Source organism: Brevundimonas sp. MF30-B, from assembly GCF_004683885.1.
Classification (GTDB): Bacteria; Pseudomonadota; Alphaproteobacteria; order Caulobacterales; family Caulobacteraceae; genus Brevundimonas.
Genome location: NZ_CP038440.1, coordinates 2,412,656 through 2,427,245 on the forward strand (window position 1 = coordinate 2,412,656; position 14,590 = coordinate 2,427,245).

A 14,590-nucleotide genomic window follows, 5' to 3' on the forward strand; every position below is an offset into this window, starting at 1 on the left:
CTCGCTGACCGGCGGCGGCTCATCTTCAGGTTTTGTCGACGCGCCTTTGGCGCGCTGTCCGCCCACCCTGGTAGAAATGATCGATCGACCGTCCGCGAGGGCTAGCCACGCCAGGGGCTGCGGCGTTAATCTTTGCCGTAGAGCAACCTCAGGACGAGGACCGACGATGACCGGCGCCGACACGGGCCGTAAGCCCGACGCAATCGATATCGCCGTTGGCGAGGCGGTGCGCGCCGCCCGTCAACTGCGTGGTGAAACCCAAAGCACCCTGGCCAAGGCGATCGGGATCACCTTTCAGCAGGTCCAGAAGTATGAGCGGGGCGCCAACCGGATCTCGGCGTCGATGCTCACCCGCATCGCCAATCATCTGAATGTGCCCGTCATGAGCCTTTTCCCTCAGGACGCGCTGAACCAGCCTGGCCCAGACGCCGGGATCACCGTCCTGCCGGGCGGAGATGAGCTCTCCCAATTGTACGGCGCCCTTCCCGCTGCAGACCGAGGCGCGGTCCTGGCGATGGCGCAGGCGCTCTATCGCGCCCGTAATCCCGGAGCCTGAAGGTTCAAGCCGGTCGCCATCCCCTCGGCGTGGGCTCTCCGGCAAGCCATCGCTCGGCCGGAGAGCCCGCGAGAGCGAGAGCGGTCAGCAGTGTCGGTATGGACTGATAAGCGATGTAGGCCCGCCAGTAGATCTCTGGATCGGCCAGGACGGTTAGGTGAGACGTGACCACCAGAACGCTGGTGGCGCTGGCGAAGAGCAGCCACCAGCGCCGATGGATCATGGACAGGGTCACGAAACCGACGGCGACCGCGGCATCCACGGCGACCACGGCGTCCACCGAGACGGGTTGTAGAACAAGAGTGCTGGCATAGCCGGCAGCCAGCAGCGCCGTCGCCTGTCGTTCCGGGCGGCCACCAAGGCGCCAGGCCAGGCCGGCGCCGGCGATCGCGACCGCCCAGATGACATAATAGAGCACTCGTCCTCGCGATCCGGCTAGGCCACCCGGAGGAAGCCGGTGGGCCGAACCGGCCCGTCTTCTTCCGGCTTCTGCATCGGGCCAGCCGCCTGCCAGGAGATATTCAGGTCCGTGGCGTCGCGCAGCAGAAGCGCGTGGGCGCGCACGATCCGGGCGCGCTGCGCGGTGAGTTTCGCCACGAGGCCTCCAACTTCGGCCAGCGCTTCCTGGCCGACGCCCGCAGAAATTCGAGCGCGCAGCCGTCCCCGCGTCATCAGGGCGGCGAGATCGTTGGTCTCGGCGATGGCGACGTCGAGCGCGCGCTCTGCGGCGTAGAGCTGGCGGGCGAGGTCAACGCCGAACTGTTCGGTCTTCATGTCTGTGATCTTTCGCGTTGGTCGCGTTTCAGGACGCACCGCGCCGTTCCGCCGACTGGTACCGATGCTGATCGGACATGACGACGTTGAAGACGGCGCTGATGACCAAGGAGGTGAGCGCCGTCAGGACAATGATAATGGCAAGCCTCGCGAGCCGATTTCGGGGGGCCGGCCGGTAGCCGGCCCTGCCCTGACGATCAGTCCCGCGGTCGCCGCTACCTCTGTCATGAGTTGGACCCCGGACAGCCCTGGGACCCGATCTTCCAGATCCCGGACGAAGTGGTTCGCCATGCGCCTCTCTTCCGGCGTGGTCGCCAGGAACAGAAGGGCCTGATGAATATCCTTCCAGGTCAGGGATGGTAGATCGGGGTGTTGGCTGCCCATGCGTCGTCTCCGTCTTGGTGTCCGCATCTGGCGTGACGCCGCGGCTCGGAGCCATGGGGCCGAAAGTGGGGTCTGGTACGTTTCGATCCAGAAGCGCCAGGGCGGCCTTGCGTCGGTTCACGCCCAGGCGCTGGCAGGCTTCGTAGACATGTTTCTTGACGGTGGATTCGGAGACGCCGAGAGCGTGCGCGATCTCCTTGTCGCTCATCAGCCGCGTCATCCGCAGACAGCGGTCCTGGCTCGGCGTCAGAGGTCGGCGTGTGGTCATGAGTGCTCCCCCCTCACTTAACGTCCTCACACCCATGGAGTCGACGGGGGGTCGGCTCCGGCCGTTGGATCCCACGCGCGAGTCATCCGACCCATCGATCTATGCGGCTACGCCATCCCACTGGCCAGGACGCGACAGATCCCCCGCGTCGCCTTCGCCAGCAGGCCAGCGAGCGCATTACCGGGTGCGGCGGCGCCGATAGAGTCGGCAGAAGCAGGAAATAGCTGATTCCCAGCATCGCTCGGCGGCTTTTCGGCAAGCCACCGTCAGGCCGTTGGGGTGGATCGAGGCACGTCACGAGGGCTAAGCCCGAGAGCCGCAGCTGCTGACTGATGGGCCGCGAGGACTAGAAAACCTTGCGAAGGCCCAGGCTGACGACCCGACCGATTGGGTCCAGATACGCCGGCTGATAGCTGATCGGCGTCGATCCGGCGGCATCGCGTACGCGCTGACGATCGTCGAACAAATTGGTGATCCCGAGCGTAGCTCGGGCTCCCTTGAGCCAGGCCGGCGCGTTCACGCCGCCGAACTGGTCCGCGAGGTTTGCGAATAGACTGAGATTGACCGTCGTGAGCTCTGAGAAGGCCAAATCGCCAGCGGAGCCGCCGGCCCCTCGAACCTCGGCGTCGCTCTGCCAGTTGACTGTAAGGCGCGCCCCCAGGCCGCGCCTGAACGCCCCGGCCTGGAGCTCGAGCTCGTGACGACGCGCGCCGCCGCGAGCATTGATGGCGTCCCCGTCCAGAAGGTCGAGCCGGGGTCCGCCTGGCGACAGCAGGATTTCATCCTCCAGCTGCCAGGTGTGATAGAGGCTGAAGAACACGCGGCTGGTCAGGGTCTCGAAACGTCGAGCCATGGGGCTTCCGGGTTCCACCAAAGTCATCTGCGTGCCGGGCGCGAGCCGCCTGCGCATCTCGGTTTCGCTCGGATAGAAACGGGCGCCCAGGCTCTGCATGCCTGCCGGCAGCGGGGGTGTGGCGCCCAGCGGGCGTGTGAAGTTGATCCCGGACCGCAGCTGTTTTTGACGGGAGCTCGCGAAGTTCACCGGCCTGGCGTCAATCTTAAGAAGTCGTCCCTCCCCGTCGCGCGTGAAGCGGTCCGGAAACGCCGCCTCAAGCTCGGGCGTGGCGATTGGGAAGGCGACGATGGGGTCGTCGATGCGGGTGGCGACATAGTCCATGCTGAGGGCTAGGTCTGTATCCGCCAGCGGCTTGACGCTCAGCCCGACACTGAGGACGTGGCGATCGTCGGCGAGGAGGTCGCGATTGCCGCCGAACGTGCGCGTGACGTCCACGACCTCGCGACGCGTGAAGTCGAACGTGCGTACGTTCGGCGTCACGACGAGCGGCCCGCCCAGCTGCTCAACAGTGGGCGCGCCCTCCTCCCGCGTCACCGAAGCCGTCAGGCTTAGAGCTCGGACGGGCGCCCAGTTGAGGCCGTAGCCGAAGGTCTGAAGACGGCCGAAGTCCGAAAGCTGCTCCAGTTCAATGTTGACGTTCGCGGATAGGGCGCCGGGATCGAGGCCGTCTGCGCGACGGCTGAAGATCGGTATGCTGAGACTGGCCTGCAGGCCTCCCGTGTCTCGGGACAGTCGGGTGTCTTGCTCAACCCCGGAACGTCGCGACGTGCTGCTGAAATCGCGGGCGCTGACGCCGCCGCGCAGGCTGACCGACATCGGTCCCGCCGGAAGGTCAAGCAGGGGCCCGGCCAGCAGCAGGTCGGCGGTCGCCAGGGATCCGACGGAGCGGGCCTCGTCCCGCCTGGCGAGTGGGTCGCTGACATCGGTGAGAGTTGAACTGCTGACGCGATTATAGTTGCCGGTGAAGTTCCACAGCCAGCGCCCCCTCTGTCCGCTCTGGGTCGTGCCGAGTTGAACCGTGCGGGTGTCGCTGTCTCGCGCTATGGCTCCGGCCGGCCCCTCTCCAAGGCGGCTTCCGCTCTCTACGGTTTCGAATCTGCCGCTTATCGTGGACGACACCCCGTCCAGCAGGACGCCGCTGACGAGGCCGTTGAGCGCCATGCGCTCAGTCTGGGGGAGCAGGGTCCGGAACTGACCGGCGCCCGCCGCGTCAGACAGTTGCCGCACGTCGCGATCGCTTTCCAAAAGCCGGCGCGCCCCGCTGTAATCCGCGCCGAAACTGAAGCGGGTGTCGCCCCGTATCGCAAACTGACTGGCGCTAGCGCTCCCGGTTTCGCGCGCCCCTTGTGTGGGCAAACCCGAAGCGACCTGACCGACGGTTGAGCGGAAGCGTTCGAAGGTGACGATGTTCACGACCTTCTGCTCAGCGCGATAGCCATAGCTGAGCGCCAGCTCCTCGGGAAATATCTCCACCCGCTCTATGGCCTCGGTTGGAATCCTGGCGACCTCGAGAAAGTTCGATACGCGACGGCCGTTCAGAAGGGTGACAGGACCGCTGTCCTGCCGGCCCCGGCTGCTGCTGACTTGCGGTCCGAGCCCCTCGAGAAGTTCTTCTACTGTACTGGCGCCAAAGGCTCTGACGTCGATCGGGCTGAATGTCCGCTCGGGCGCGACATCACTGATTACGGAGCCGCGCGGTCTCGGCGCGGTCACCTTGATTTCCTCCAGAGTTGCGACCGGGCGACCTGACGGATCTCCGCTGGTCGGCGGCTCTGTTTGGGAGCGTGCGGCGGCTCCAGAGACCTGCTCTGCGGGCGCTGTCTGCCCCTGAGGCGCAGGGGGCATAGTTCGATGCGGCAGGCTAGTCGAAGCCTGTTGCGCCGTCAGACCCGGCATCGACTGGCCATCGTCAGCTGTTGCGGAAGGGGCCGCCATCGCCGCCAGTGCGGCGCCCGCCATCAGCCGTCCAAGGCGCCTGCCGCATGCTCTGGTTCGATAGTCCATCATTGGTGACGCTTCGTCATAAGCTTGGCCGTGTGGATCTTTGCCTGATCAATCCTGGACCCGCGCGGGTCGGTCTGCTCAGGACCCGCTGAGCCTATCTCCGCGGTATCGTGGGTCGGCGTCGATCCAAGCCAGGAAATCCTTATTGAGCGCCTCGACGCTTCCCGCGTCGCCGTGGCCAGTCCGGTCGAGTATCCAACGGTCAAGGGGCTCGCCTTCTCTCATTGCCCCGGCGAGGGCGGCCACGATCGATGAGTCGCCGGTGCGCGCGACGAGAAAATCGTAAAAGGCTCTCGCCATTGCGTAGAAGGGTCCGGTGTCTTGGGACATGGAGCGCCTGACTTGAAACAGCTCTCCGGATGCGACGTCAGGAAGGTCGCCCGTCATCTCCGGGTGCGTCATGGTCAGAAAGTCACCAAGTGGCAGCAGTCGGCCGGCACGTTGATAAAGCACGACTGACCGGCGACGGGCCGTTTGCTGCTCGACGCCTTCGAAAGCCACGGCTGCCATTTCGTCCAGCCAGTCCGGTGCGTCTCCACCATATTGATCCGCCTGAGTGCTCGGCGCCAGGTAACGGACGAAAAGGTCGTGGCCGATCTCGTGTCGAAGGACATAATCCGGGGCCCGGGGCGCCCCGTCTGTTACGCTTGAAGCAAAGACCCACGGGTAGATTGGGGCGCCGTCATCCGACAGATCGCCCCATTGAGTAGAGCCAAGAGCGGCGTCAACGATGACGAAACGAAGATCGTCCAGGCCGAGCACCGCTTTCGCCGCCGCAAAGGCCGCCTCTCCTTCTCTGACGGCCGTTTCCGCATCCTGAGCGGCCGTCACGACTTGGCCAAAAGCCGTATCCGTCACGACCGATCGGTCCGGCGAGGGTCCAGCATCGAGGGGCAGACCGAGAGAGGCCAGCAGCATCAGGCTTGCGAGACCTGAAGTGGCCACCAGACTAGGACCGTCGATCTGCCGTAAACGGCACGCTCATGCCATTCGGGATTTTGGCTACCCCGGCCAGCCGGCGTCCCTGTTCGTCCGCTGTGAGCGAAAAGCTTAGCGTCGGATTGGACTCGATGTTGAAGGATACGGATCGCCCGTCCACCCTTACCGCCTGGAGATCATGCCAGTTGTTGGCGGCCGCGGTCATATAGCGCCCCGACCAGACCCCGTTCTCATTCTTGAATTCGAAGGTCCAGGCGGTTCGCGCGAACTGGCCAGTCCAGGACCCCGCCAAAACCCGCGAGTCGACCTGCTGAGTCATGACAGCAGGAGCGGAAGATGCGGTGGCGGCGGAAGGCAAACCTGCCACACCGGTGAGGGCAAAGGCTAAAACAGCCGACGTGATGAGCATCTTCGTCATCGTATGTTCCTGGAACTCATGCATTGGAAATGACGGTTGAAGGCTACGACCTGTTGAGACGGAATTGTCTGCCCCCCGCTCAACAGGCCGACGATCCGATAGATCAGATCAGAAGGAACCATCGCTGAAGATGATGCAGAAGCCTTCTTCGTAAATGAAGTCCGGCGTCTGGATGATGATGATCTCGCAGTAGGACTGCTTGGGTTTGTCGACCACCGGCGCGGCGTGAGCGGCAGCGGCAGCGGCCGGCAGGAGGGCTGAGCTCGCGATGGCTGCAGCAAGGACAAGGCGTTTCATTGATCTTCCTCCATTTACCTCTAAAGCGCCGTGCATCCGACGCCAAAGACAACCTAAACGCAGGGCTTGACCAGACAACCTTAAATCAATGCCTATGCCAAATTTGCGACTTAACGCCGCAAGACATTCAGGTGAACCTCTGCCACACAATCGGGGCTCCCCCATCTCCCCTTAGCCGTCGCCTTGGCTTCGAGAACCGCAAATCTTGGATTTCAACAGGATTGGCCTGGCTAGGGTGACCAGCCACCGGACAATGGACACGTCGCTAAGCGAGCGCTGGCAAAGACCGTCCGACACCTGCAACCGGCGGTGGTCGGCGCCAGTTCGGTCGCCTAAGGTCGTCGTCGGCGGGTTCCGGGATGATAGGGGCCGACCGAGAGCCGGGGGACGTTTCGACGTCGGCGGCGGCCGGACCTGAAACACCGGGCTTCCTCACAGACGTTCCTGGCCCGCCCCCTTTTCGCAGCCGCTTGAGACGCCTTTGTCCATCGCTTTCTCAGAAGAAGAAATCGCCGTCTATCGACGACTCACGCGCGACGCCGGAGTCGTCTTCAAACGGCTGGTGATCCTACAAGGTGTAAGAGAGGTCGCGGACCTCGAGGCCGCCACAGCCCGCACTCTGTTTCGCCAAGCTTGGCGGACTGCGGCGGCTGAATATTTTGACGGCCAAGACATCTCCGACCTGAATGTCGAAATCGACCGCGTTATCGACCACCTCATCGCCGACCTTCCCCTGCCCGTCATCACCGCTTCGGACCTGAACTAGAGGCTTAGCCATGCCCTCCGGTCGGGCCGGCCAAACGGCCGGTCCAAAAACATCCGCCCCCTACCAGCCGCTCATGATCGAAGATGTGCCAGCTGGCAGCGATCTGATCGCGACGCATCTAGCTAAACCGTAAGCTCGACACCGCCTGGCTACGGATACCGCCGTCGCCGACGTTCGGCTCGATTCTGTCCAACGGAAGCGGAACGGAGACCTGAGCAATGGCGAGGTCCGAAACACCCCTGCGGCGCACGATCAAGAAGCCAGAGCTGCACCAGATGGTGCCCCTCGCCGACAGCACGATCTGGGAGCTGGAGCGACGGGGCGAGTTTCCGAAGCGCTTCCGCCTGACGCCCCGTTGCGTGGTCTGGGACCTGGGCGAGGTCGAGGCCTGGCTCGAGCGACGGCGCAGCCATCCCATCAAGAGAGCATCGCCGCCGGACGTCCGCCGCCGGATCAGCCGCCCGGTGAGGCATTCGGATCAAATCTCGTCCCCTCGCCTTCCGGCGCACTGAGCGGAGGGTGCAGATCCGTCACGCCTCAAAGGCGTCAACGCATCAGACCACGGCTGCGACTTACGCCAGCGCTGCAACAGAACGTCAGCCTTGCTATATCCCGGGGATGATCGTCGTACTCAGACAATCCCGCCGCCGCCTTCCCCGAGCCGCCCTGTCCTTCGCTTCCCCAAGCTCGGTCGCGCTTCACCTCGCCGCGCTGGCTTCAGGCGCGGCGCTGGGCCTTTTGCTGGCGAACGCGGCTCGCAACACCCTCGCAGCGCTGGTCGCGGCGATTCAGCAGTCGAGCCGAACGGATTTGCTCAGTGGACCCGCCCTCTTCACGATCGCTTGGGCGTTTGTCTTTGTAGGATCGAGCCTGCTGTTCCGATGGGGGATCTCGCGGGCCCTGGCGGCTGTGATCTCCCCTCTTCTTCGGCGTCGCCGGTTTGGGTGCGAAGCCGATTTCGGGCCTGGGCTCAAAGGCCATCCGCGTCTCGATTGACCGCGTTAGCGGGACCATCCGAGATCCATCGCCGCCGGACGCCCCGCAAGATCAGCTGCGCGGTGGGCTATTCGGATCGAACCGCGGCCCTTCGCCCTCGGGCACACTAAGCACAGGGGTGAAGACCCGTCCCGCCTCAAAGGCGTCGAGAGCGTCGGACCATTGCTGCGCCATATGCCGGCGCTGCATTTCGAACTCGGCCTTGTTGTAGACGCCGCGCGACGAGCGCTCCTCATGGGCGAGGCATTTCTCGATCCAGTCGGAGTTGAAGCCCATCTCATGCAGCAGTGTCGAAGCCGTCCGCCTCAGGTCGTGAACCGTGAAGGGTTCCAGCGGCAGGCCCTTCTCCCTGGCGCGCTCAGCGATGGCTGAGGTGACGCGGTTGAAGGTCGCCCGCGACATCGGCGCATCGGCGTCATAGCGCGACGGCAGCAGGTAGCGTGAGTTCCCAGCGCAGGTCTTCAGCGCGATCAGGATGTCGAGCATCTGGGTGGAGAGATAGATGTTGTGCGGCCGAGACCGCTTCATCCGAGCCTTGGGGATGGACCAGACCGCGTTGGCGAAATCGACCTCGTCCCAGGTCGCATCCTGAAGCTCACTCTTCCTGACCATGCTGAGCAGGATGAACTTCAGCCCGAGACGGATCGTCGGCAGGGTCGCCACGTCGCCCAGCAGCTCGAACATGATGCGGATTTCGCTGGGCGACAGACTCCGGTCGCGCGGTCTGAAGGTCGCGATCGCCGCCGGCGCCACACCGTCGGCCGGGTTTTCGATCTTCTCGCCATGGAGGATGGCCCAGGCGTAAATCTGTTTGACGATGTCCCGCACATGAATGGCGGTGGCCGGCGCTCCGCGATCGACGATGGATTTGCAGTGCGCTCTGAGGTCGTCGGGTGTGATCTCGCTAAGCAGGCGGGTGCGCCACTGGGGCAGGACTTCGCGATTGAAAACCGACCGCCGCATGTTGCGGGTGCTCTCCGCCATAGGCGCGGTGTCGATCCACTTCTGCGCCACATGCGCGAAGTCCCTCGCTTCCTTCAGGCGTCTTTTCGCGCGCTGTTTCTCCAGCGCGGGCGAGACGCCGTCAGCAATCATCCGCTTGGCGTCGAGAACCTTCTCACGCGCCTTGGCGAGCGAGAGGCCGGCCGGCCCGTACGATCCGAACGTCACGGACTCTCTGCGGCCGTTGAAGCGGTAGTCGTACTTGAACGCGATGCCGCCTGTCGGCGAAATCAGGAGGTAAAGACCGTCCCTGTCGGTCATTTTGTAGGGCTTTGACTTTGCTCGAATATTCTTGATCGCAGCGTCCGTCAGCATCGGTTTCTGGCTCCAAAAGACCGTCAGGTGTTTTCGAGGCCTTTCGCGACCGTTTTTCCCAAGCAAATTCGAGACTTGCTCCGGAAAAAGACCGTCAGGGCTTCGTTGGTCCTGTGACGGTATGGAGCCGACTTGGCAGGGGCAACGCGCGGAGGAGCGTACAAAAAGCCGACATCACAAAAACGAGACCCTCCGAATGACTTCGAAGGGCCTCGTCAGAATTCACTTTTTCGTCAGTGTGTTACGAAGCATATCGGAAGCGATGTCGAAAGGCTCCGATAGGCCTGAATTATTCCCACTCGATCGTCCCTGGCGGCTTCGACGTCACGTCGTAGACGACGCGGTTGACGCCCCTGACCTCGTTGATGATGCGCGTGGCGGTGCGGCCCAGAACGTCCCAGGGGAACTGGTAGAAGTCCGCCGTCATGCCATCGGTGGAGGTGACGGCGCGCAGGGCCAGGACCTTTTCATAGGTCCGCGCGTCGCCCATGACGCCGACGGTCTTGACCGGCAGCAGGACGGCGAAGGCCTGCCAGATGTCGTCGTACAGGCCGGCCTTGCGGATCTCGTCCAGATAGATGGCGTCGGCGTCCTGAAGCGTGGCGACGGCGTCCGGCGTGATCTCGCCGGGAATGCGGATGGCCAGGCCCGGTCCCGGGAAGGGATGACGGCCGACGAAGGCGTCGGTCAGGCCCAGCTCTCGGCCCAGGGCGCGGACCTCGTCCTTGAACAGTTCGCGCAGCGGCTCGACCAGCTTGAGCTTCATATAGTCCGGCAGGCCGCCGACGTTGTGGTGGCTCTTGATGACCGCCGAGGGGCCGCCCGCAGAGACGCTTTCGATCACGTCGGGATACAGGGTGCCCTGGGCCAGGAAGGCTGCGCCTTCGATCTTGCCCGCCTCGCGGTCGAACACCTCGATGAAGACCCGGCCGATCGTCTTGCGCTTGGTTTCCGGGTCACTGATCCCGGCGAGCTCGCCGAGGAATTCCTTAGACGCATCAACATGCACCAGCGGGATGTTGTAGTGCTCGCGGAACAGGGTTGTGACCTGGGTCGCCTCGTCCTTGCGCAGCAGGCCGGTGTCCACGAACACGCAGGTCAGCTGGTCGCCGATGGCCTCGTGGATCAGCACGGCCGCCACCGAAGAGTCGACGCCCCCCGACAGGCCGCAGATGACCTTGGCGTCGCCCACCTGGGCGCGGATCTTGGCGATCTGCTCGTCGCGATAGGCCGCCATGGTCCAGTCGCCGGTGAGGCCGGCCACGCCATGGGTGAAGTTCTTGAGCAGGGCCGCGCCGCGCGGGGTGTGCATGACCTCGGGGTGGAACTGGACGCCGTAGATCTTGCGCGTCTCGTCGGCGATGGCGGCGAAGGGCGCGCCCTCGGACGTGGCGATGACCTTAAAGCCCTCGGGGATGGCGGTGACGCGGTCGCCGTGGCTCATCCACACCGGCTCGCGGTGATCCACGGCGCCGATGCCGGCGAACAGGGGGCTGTCCTGAGTGATCACGATTTCGGCGCGGCCGAACTCGCGGTGGTGGCCGCTCTCGACCCGGCCGCCCAGCTCGGCGCAGATCAGCTGCTCGCCATAGCAGATGCCCAGGATCGGCACCCCGGCCTCGAACACGGCATGATCGACGCGCGGGCTGTCCGCCTCGGTCGTCGAAGCCGGCCCGCCCGACAGGATGATGGCCTGGGGCGACATGGCCGCCAGCGCCTCGCCCGCCTTCTGGAAGGGGTGGATCTCGCAATAGACGCCGGCCTCGCGCAGGCGCCGCGCGATCAGCTGCGTGACCTGGCTGCCGAAGTCGACGATCAGGACTTTCTGGTGCTGGGTCATGCTGTGCGCTCGTACAGGGCGAAGAAGAAACCGTCGGTGCCGGTCGTGGCGGGCGACATCCGATGGCGGGCGGCCGCCTGGGCGGCGAAGGGCGGCGTCGTCGCGACCGGCGTGAACTCCGGATGCGCGGCCTCGAAGGCGTCGGCCGAAGCCTCGTTCTCGGCGCTCAGCATCGAACAGGTGACATAGGCCAGCCGACCGCCCGGCTTCACCAGCCTGGCCGCCTGGTCGAGGATTCGGACCTGCAGGGCGTGCAGCCGCGCGACCTCTTCGGGCGTCAGACGCCAGGCGTCCTCGGGCCGTCGCCGCCAGGTGCCGGAACCCGAACAGGGCGCATCGACGAAGACCAAGTCGGCCTCTCCGTTCAGGGCCTCCAGCCCACCGCCGTTCTGACCGATCAGGACCAGTTCCGCCGCCACGCCCGCGCGCTCAAGCCGGGGCCTGATGTTGTCGAGCCGGCGGGCGACCACGTCTGACGCGACCAGACGCCCCTGCCCCTGCATGGCCGCCGCCAGGCCTAGGGTCTTGCCGCCGCCGCCCGCGCAGTAGTCCACCACCGTCAGGCCCGGCGCGGCGCCGGCCAGGGCGCAGACGATCTGGCTGCCCTCGTCCTGGATTTCAATGCGGCCGGCCTTGAAGGCGTCCAGCGCCTGGACGTTCGGCGGGGGCTCGGACGCCAGCCGCAGTCCGATCGGCGACCACGGCGTGGGATCGGGCGAAAGCCCGGCTTCGCGCAATTCGGCCTCGACGGAGGCGACCTCGGCGCAATCCGTGTTGACCCGCAGGTCGATGGGCGCGCGCGGCTCCATCAGGGCGCGGGCCTGTTCGGTCCAAGCGTCGCCATAGGTGGTCTTGAAATCCTCGACCACGAATTCGGGCAGGCCGGCCGCGACCCAGCCCGGCAGCTCGCCTTCTGCGGCCGTGATGCGGCTGCGCTCCTGTTTGGACAGCGGACGCGGGCCATAGCCGTCGCCGGAATGGAGCGCCTCGATCTCGTCCAGCGGCAGGCCATCCATAGCGGACAGCGAGCCGATCACCAGGGCGCGGCCGTCCTCCCGGCCGCCCATGATCCAGGACAGGCGGCCGCGCGCGCGCAGCACCTTGTAGACCCGGTCGGCGATGGCGCGCCGATCCTTGGACCCGGCGTAGCGGTTCTGAGACCCCCAGGCCTTGAGCACCGCCTCGGCGGGCTGGCGGCCCTGGGCGATGCTGTCGAGGATGGAGGCGGCGGCGGCGAGGCGGGCGGCTGGGGTCACGTCAGATGAACAGGGCGATGATGATGAGGATCAAGCCGACCGAGGCGACGCCCCAGGCGGCCGAGCGCACATAGGGCACGCCGAAGGCATAGAGCGGCAGATAGGCCAGCCGTCCGAAGAAGTAGAGATGCGCGCCCAGGGCCGTCAGGGCGCCGTCCTTGCCCGCGACATGGGCCATCAGCACGGCGGCGATGAACAGCGGCAGGGTCTCGAACAGATTGGCCTGGGCTCGCATCAGGCGACCGGCCAGCGGACCGGGCGGCGGGGGCACGCCGTCGCGCGGCCCCGCATTCCACTTGGCCCCCAGTTCGGCCGTCCGCGCCGCGCCGGCCGCCAGGATCTGGATCAGCGCCAGAACCAGCGTCGCGGCCAGCACAATGAACTCGGGGGTCATGTCCATGGTCTTCAGCCCTGCCTGTAGTTCGGCGCTTCCCGCGTGATCATCACGTCATGGACGTGACTTTCCCGCAGGCCCGCGCCGGTAATGCGTACGAAGCGCGCCCGGTTCTGGAACTCGGCGAGGGTGGGCGCGCCGACATAGCCCATGGAAGCCCGCAGGCCGCCGACCAGCTGGTGCAGCACCGGAGCGATCGGTCCCTTGTAGGGCGTCTGACCCTCGATGCCCTCGGGCACCAGCTTCTCGGTCGAGACTTCCTTCTGGAAGTAGCGGTCGGCCGAGCCGGCGCCCATGGCCCCGACCGAGCCCATGCCGCGGTACGACTTGTAGCTGCGGCCCTGGTACAGGAAGACCTCGCCGGGGCTCTCGTCGGTGCCGGCGAACATCGAGCCCATCATGGCGACGGACGCCCCGGCGGCGATGGCCTTGGCCAGATCGCCGGAATATTTGATCCCGCCGTCGGCGATGACCGGCGCGCCGGAGGCCTTCGCCGCGCGAGCCGCGTCCATGACCGCCGTCAGCTGCGGCACGCCGACGCCCGCCACGATGCGGGTGGTGCAGATGCTGCCCGGGCCGATGCCGACCTTCACCGCGTCGGCCCCGGCGTCGATCAGGGCGCGGGCCGCGTCATAGGTCGCGACGTTGCCGGCGATGATCTGGATGCGGTTGCTTTCGCGCTTGATGCGCTCGACGACGGCCGCCACCGAGGCCGAGTGGCCGTGGGCGGTGTCGATCACCACCACGTCGGCGCCCGCTTCGGCCAGGGCCATGCCCCGCTCGTAGCCCGCGTCGCCAACCGTCGAGGCGGCGCCGACCAGCAGCCGGCCCTGGTCGTCCTTGGCGGCGCTGGGGAAGGCCTGAGCCTTCTGGATGTCCTTCATGGTGATCAGGCCGACGGCCCGATAGTTCTCATCGACCACCACGACGCGCTCGACCTTGCGGCTGCGGAGCAGGTCCTGGGCTTCCTGGCGCCCGGCGCCCTCGCGCACGGTGATCAGATCGCCGGTCGTCATCAGGGCCGAGGCCTTGACCGAAGGGTCGCTCTCGAACCGCATGTCACGGTTGGTCAGCATGCCGACAAGCCGCCCCGTGGCCGGATCGACCACCGGGAAGCCGGTGATGCGCTTGCGTTCGACGATCTGGCGAACCTCGCCCAGCGGCGTGTCGGGCGAAATGGTCACCGGATTGACCACCATCCCGCTCTCATAGCGTTTGACGGCGCGGACCTGATCGGCCTGCTCCTCGATGGTCATGTTCCGGTGCAGCACGCCCAGGCCGCCGGCCTGCGCCATGGCGATCGCCAGGCGGCTCTCCGTCACCGTGTCCATGGCGGACGACAGCAGCGGGATGTTCAGTCTGATGTCGCGGGTCAGCCGCGTCGAGACGTCCACATCGGCGGGCATGACCTCCGACGGACCGGGCTCGAGCAAAACATCGTCGAAGGTCAGGCCCTCGCGTATCTCCATTTGGAGTCTCCGTTTTGCGGGCCGCGTATAGCGTCCGCCGGGCGTGAACCGCAAGG

At 65.7% G+C, this 14,590-nt stretch carries 15 protein-coding genes; 3 read left to right on the forward strand and 12 right to left on the reverse strand.

Annotated features, from left to right (window positions below):
* The first annotated feature begins 166 nt into the window (after positions 1-166).
* Positions 167-556 (forward strand): helix-turn-helix domain-containing protein, encoded by a 390-nt coding sequence (locus E4M01_RS12175; protein ID WP_135063980.1) that lies wholly within the window; start codon positions 167-169, stop codon positions 554-556.
* 4 nt (positions 557-560) lie between these two features.
* Here the strand turns inward: E4M01_RS12175 and E4M01_RS12180 are convergent, their stop codons facing one another.
* The 7 genes from E4M01_RS12180 to E4M01_RS12210 form a co-directional block, all read right to left on the reverse strand.
* Positions 561-974, reverse strand: a complete 414-nt coding sequence (locus E4M01_RS12180; protein ID WP_135063983.1) for a hypothetical protein — start codon at positions 972-974, stop codon at positions 561-563.
* Between the two features lie 17 nt (positions 975-991).
* Entirely contained in the window at positions 992-1,330 is a 339-nt protein-coding gene (locus tag E4M01_RS12185; protein WP_135063986.1) for a hypothetical protein, read from the reverse strand.
* Between the two features lie 28 nt (positions 1,331-1,358).
* The gene (locus E4M01_RS14720) at positions 1,359-2,018 is read right to left on the reverse strand and encodes a response regulator transcription factor (protein ID WP_135063989.1); all 660 of its coding nucleotides are present in this window, start codon (positions 2,016-2,018) and stop codon (positions 1,359-1,361) included.
* A gap of 310 nt (positions 2,019-2,328) precedes the next feature.
* Positions 2,329-4,551 carry a TonB-dependent receptor gene (locus E4M01_RS12195; protein ID WP_135063991.1) on the reverse strand — a complete coding sequence of 741 codons (2,223 nt, stop codon included), beginning with the start codon at positions 4,549-4,551 and terminating at the stop codon, positions 2,329-2,331.
* Positions 4,552-4,920: 369 nt separating this feature from the next.
* On the reverse strand, positions 4,921-5,700 hold the full coding sequence (locus E4M01_RS12200; RefSeq protein ID WP_135063994.1) for a hypothetical protein: 780 nt from the start codon (positions 5,698-5,700) through the stop codon (positions 4,921-4,923).
* Between the two features lie 91 nt (positions 5,701-5,791).
* Positions 5,792-6,199 (reverse strand): hypothetical protein, encoded by a 408-nt coding sequence (locus E4M01_RS12205; RefSeq protein WP_135063996.1) that lies wholly within the window; start codon positions 6,197-6,199, stop codon positions 5,792-5,794.
* A gap of 108 nt (positions 6,200-6,307) precedes the next feature.
* Positions 6,308-6,496: a hypothetical protein gene (locus E4M01_RS12210; RefSeq protein WP_135063999.1), complete on the reverse strand. Its 189-nt coding sequence runs from the start codon at positions 6,494-6,496 to the stop codon at positions 6,308-6,310.
* A 481-nt stretch (positions 6,497-6,977) separates the two neighbouring features.
* Between E4M01_RS12210 and E4M01_RS12215 the strand changes: the two genes are divergently transcribed.
* Positions 6,978-7,262 carry a hypothetical protein gene (locus E4M01_RS12215; RefSeq protein WP_135064002.1) on the forward strand — a complete coding sequence of 95 codons (285 nt, stop codon included), beginning with the start codon at positions 6,978-6,980 and terminating at the stop codon, positions 7,260-7,262.
* Between the two features lie 218 nt (positions 7,263-7,480).
* Entirely contained in the window at positions 7,481-7,774 is a 294-nt protein-coding gene (locus E4M01_RS12220; protein ID WP_135064005.1) for an AlpA family transcriptional regulator, read from the forward strand.
* A gap of 535 nt (positions 7,775-8,309) precedes the next feature.
* Here E4M01_RS12220 and E4M01_RS12225 read toward each other — a convergent pair.
* The 5 genes from E4M01_RS12225 to guaB all read right to left on the reverse strand — a co-directional run bounded on the left by E4M01_RS12225 (position 8,310) and on the right by guaB (position 14,534).
* Positions 8,310-9,575 carry a site-specific integrase gene (locus E4M01_RS12225; RefSeq protein ID WP_135064011.1) on the reverse strand — a complete coding sequence of 422 codons (1,266 nt, stop codon included), beginning with the start codon at positions 9,573-9,575 and terminating at the stop codon, positions 8,310-8,312.
* 289 nt (positions 9,576-9,864) lie between these two features.
* Positions 9,865-11,415: a glutamine-hydrolyzing GMP synthase gene (guaA, locus tag E4M01_RS12230; RefSeq protein ID WP_135064014.1), complete on the reverse strand. Its 1,551-nt coding sequence runs from the start codon at positions 11,413-11,415 to the stop codon at positions 9,865-9,867.
* Positions 11,412-12,671, reverse strand: a complete 1,260-nt coding sequence (locus E4M01_RS12235) for an RsmB/NOP family class I SAM-dependent RNA methyltransferase (protein ID WP_135064016.1) — start codon at positions 12,669-12,671, stop codon at positions 11,412-11,414. Before E4M01_RS12235 ends, guaA begins: the two co-directional genes overlap by 4 nt.
* A gap of 1 nt (position 12,672) precedes the next feature.
* Positions 12,673-13,071, reverse strand: a complete 399-nt coding sequence (locus E4M01_RS12240; protein WP_245158259.1) for an MAPEG family protein — start codon at positions 13,069-13,071, stop codon at positions 12,673-12,675.
* A gap of 5 nt (positions 13,072-13,076) precedes the next feature.
* On the reverse strand, positions 13,077-14,534 hold the full coding sequence (gene guaB, locus E4M01_RS12245) for an IMP dehydrogenase (RefSeq protein WP_135064020.1): 1,458 nt from the start codon (positions 14,532-14,534) through the stop codon (positions 13,077-13,079).
* Positions 14,535-14,590 lie beyond the last annotated feature (56 nt).

What these genes read in the sequence shown, in the direction of transcription:
- E4M01_RS12175 (WP_135063980.1), top strand. Translation starts at nt 167, where the DNA reads ATGACCGGCGCCGACACGGGCCGTAAGCCCGACGCAATCGATATCGCC.
- E4M01_RS12185 (WP_135063986.1), bottom strand. Translation starts at nt 1,330, where the DNA reads ATGAAGACCGAACAGTTCGGCGTTGACCTCGCCCGCCAGCTCTACGCC.
- E4M01_RS14720 (WP_135063989.1), bottom strand. Translation starts at nt 2,018, where the DNA reads ATGGGTGTGAGGACGTTAAGTGAGGGGGGAGCACTCATGACCACACGC.
- E4M01_RS12205 (WP_135063996.1), bottom strand. Translation starts at nt 6,199, where the DNA reads ATGACGAAGATGCTCATCACGTCGGCTGTTTTAGCCTTTGCCCTCACC.
- E4M01_RS12210 (WP_135063999.1), bottom strand. Translation starts at nt 6,496, where the DNA reads ATGAAACGCCTTGTCCTTGCTGCAGCCATCGCGAGCTCAGCCCTCCTG.
- E4M01_RS12220 (WP_135064005.1), top strand. Translation starts at nt 7,481, where the DNA reads ATGGCGAGGTCCGAAACACCCCTGCGGCGCACGATCAAGAAGCCAGAG.
- E4M01_RS12225 (WP_135064011.1), bottom strand. Translation starts at nt 9,575, where the DNA reads ATGCTGACGGACGCTGCGATCAAGAATATTCGAGCAAAGTCAAAGCCC.
- guaA (WP_135064014.1), bottom strand. Translation starts at nt 11,415, where the DNA reads ATGACCCAGCACCAGAAAGTCCTGATCGTCGACTTCGGCAGCCAGGTC.
- E4M01_RS12240 (WP_245158259.1), bottom strand. Translation starts at nt 13,071, where the DNA reads ATGGACATGACCCCCGAGTTCATTGTGCTGGCCGCGACGCTGGTTCTG.
- guaB (WP_135064020.1), bottom strand. Translation starts at nt 14,534, where the DNA reads ATGGAGATACGCGAGGGCCTGACCTTCGACGATGTTTTGCTCGAGCCC.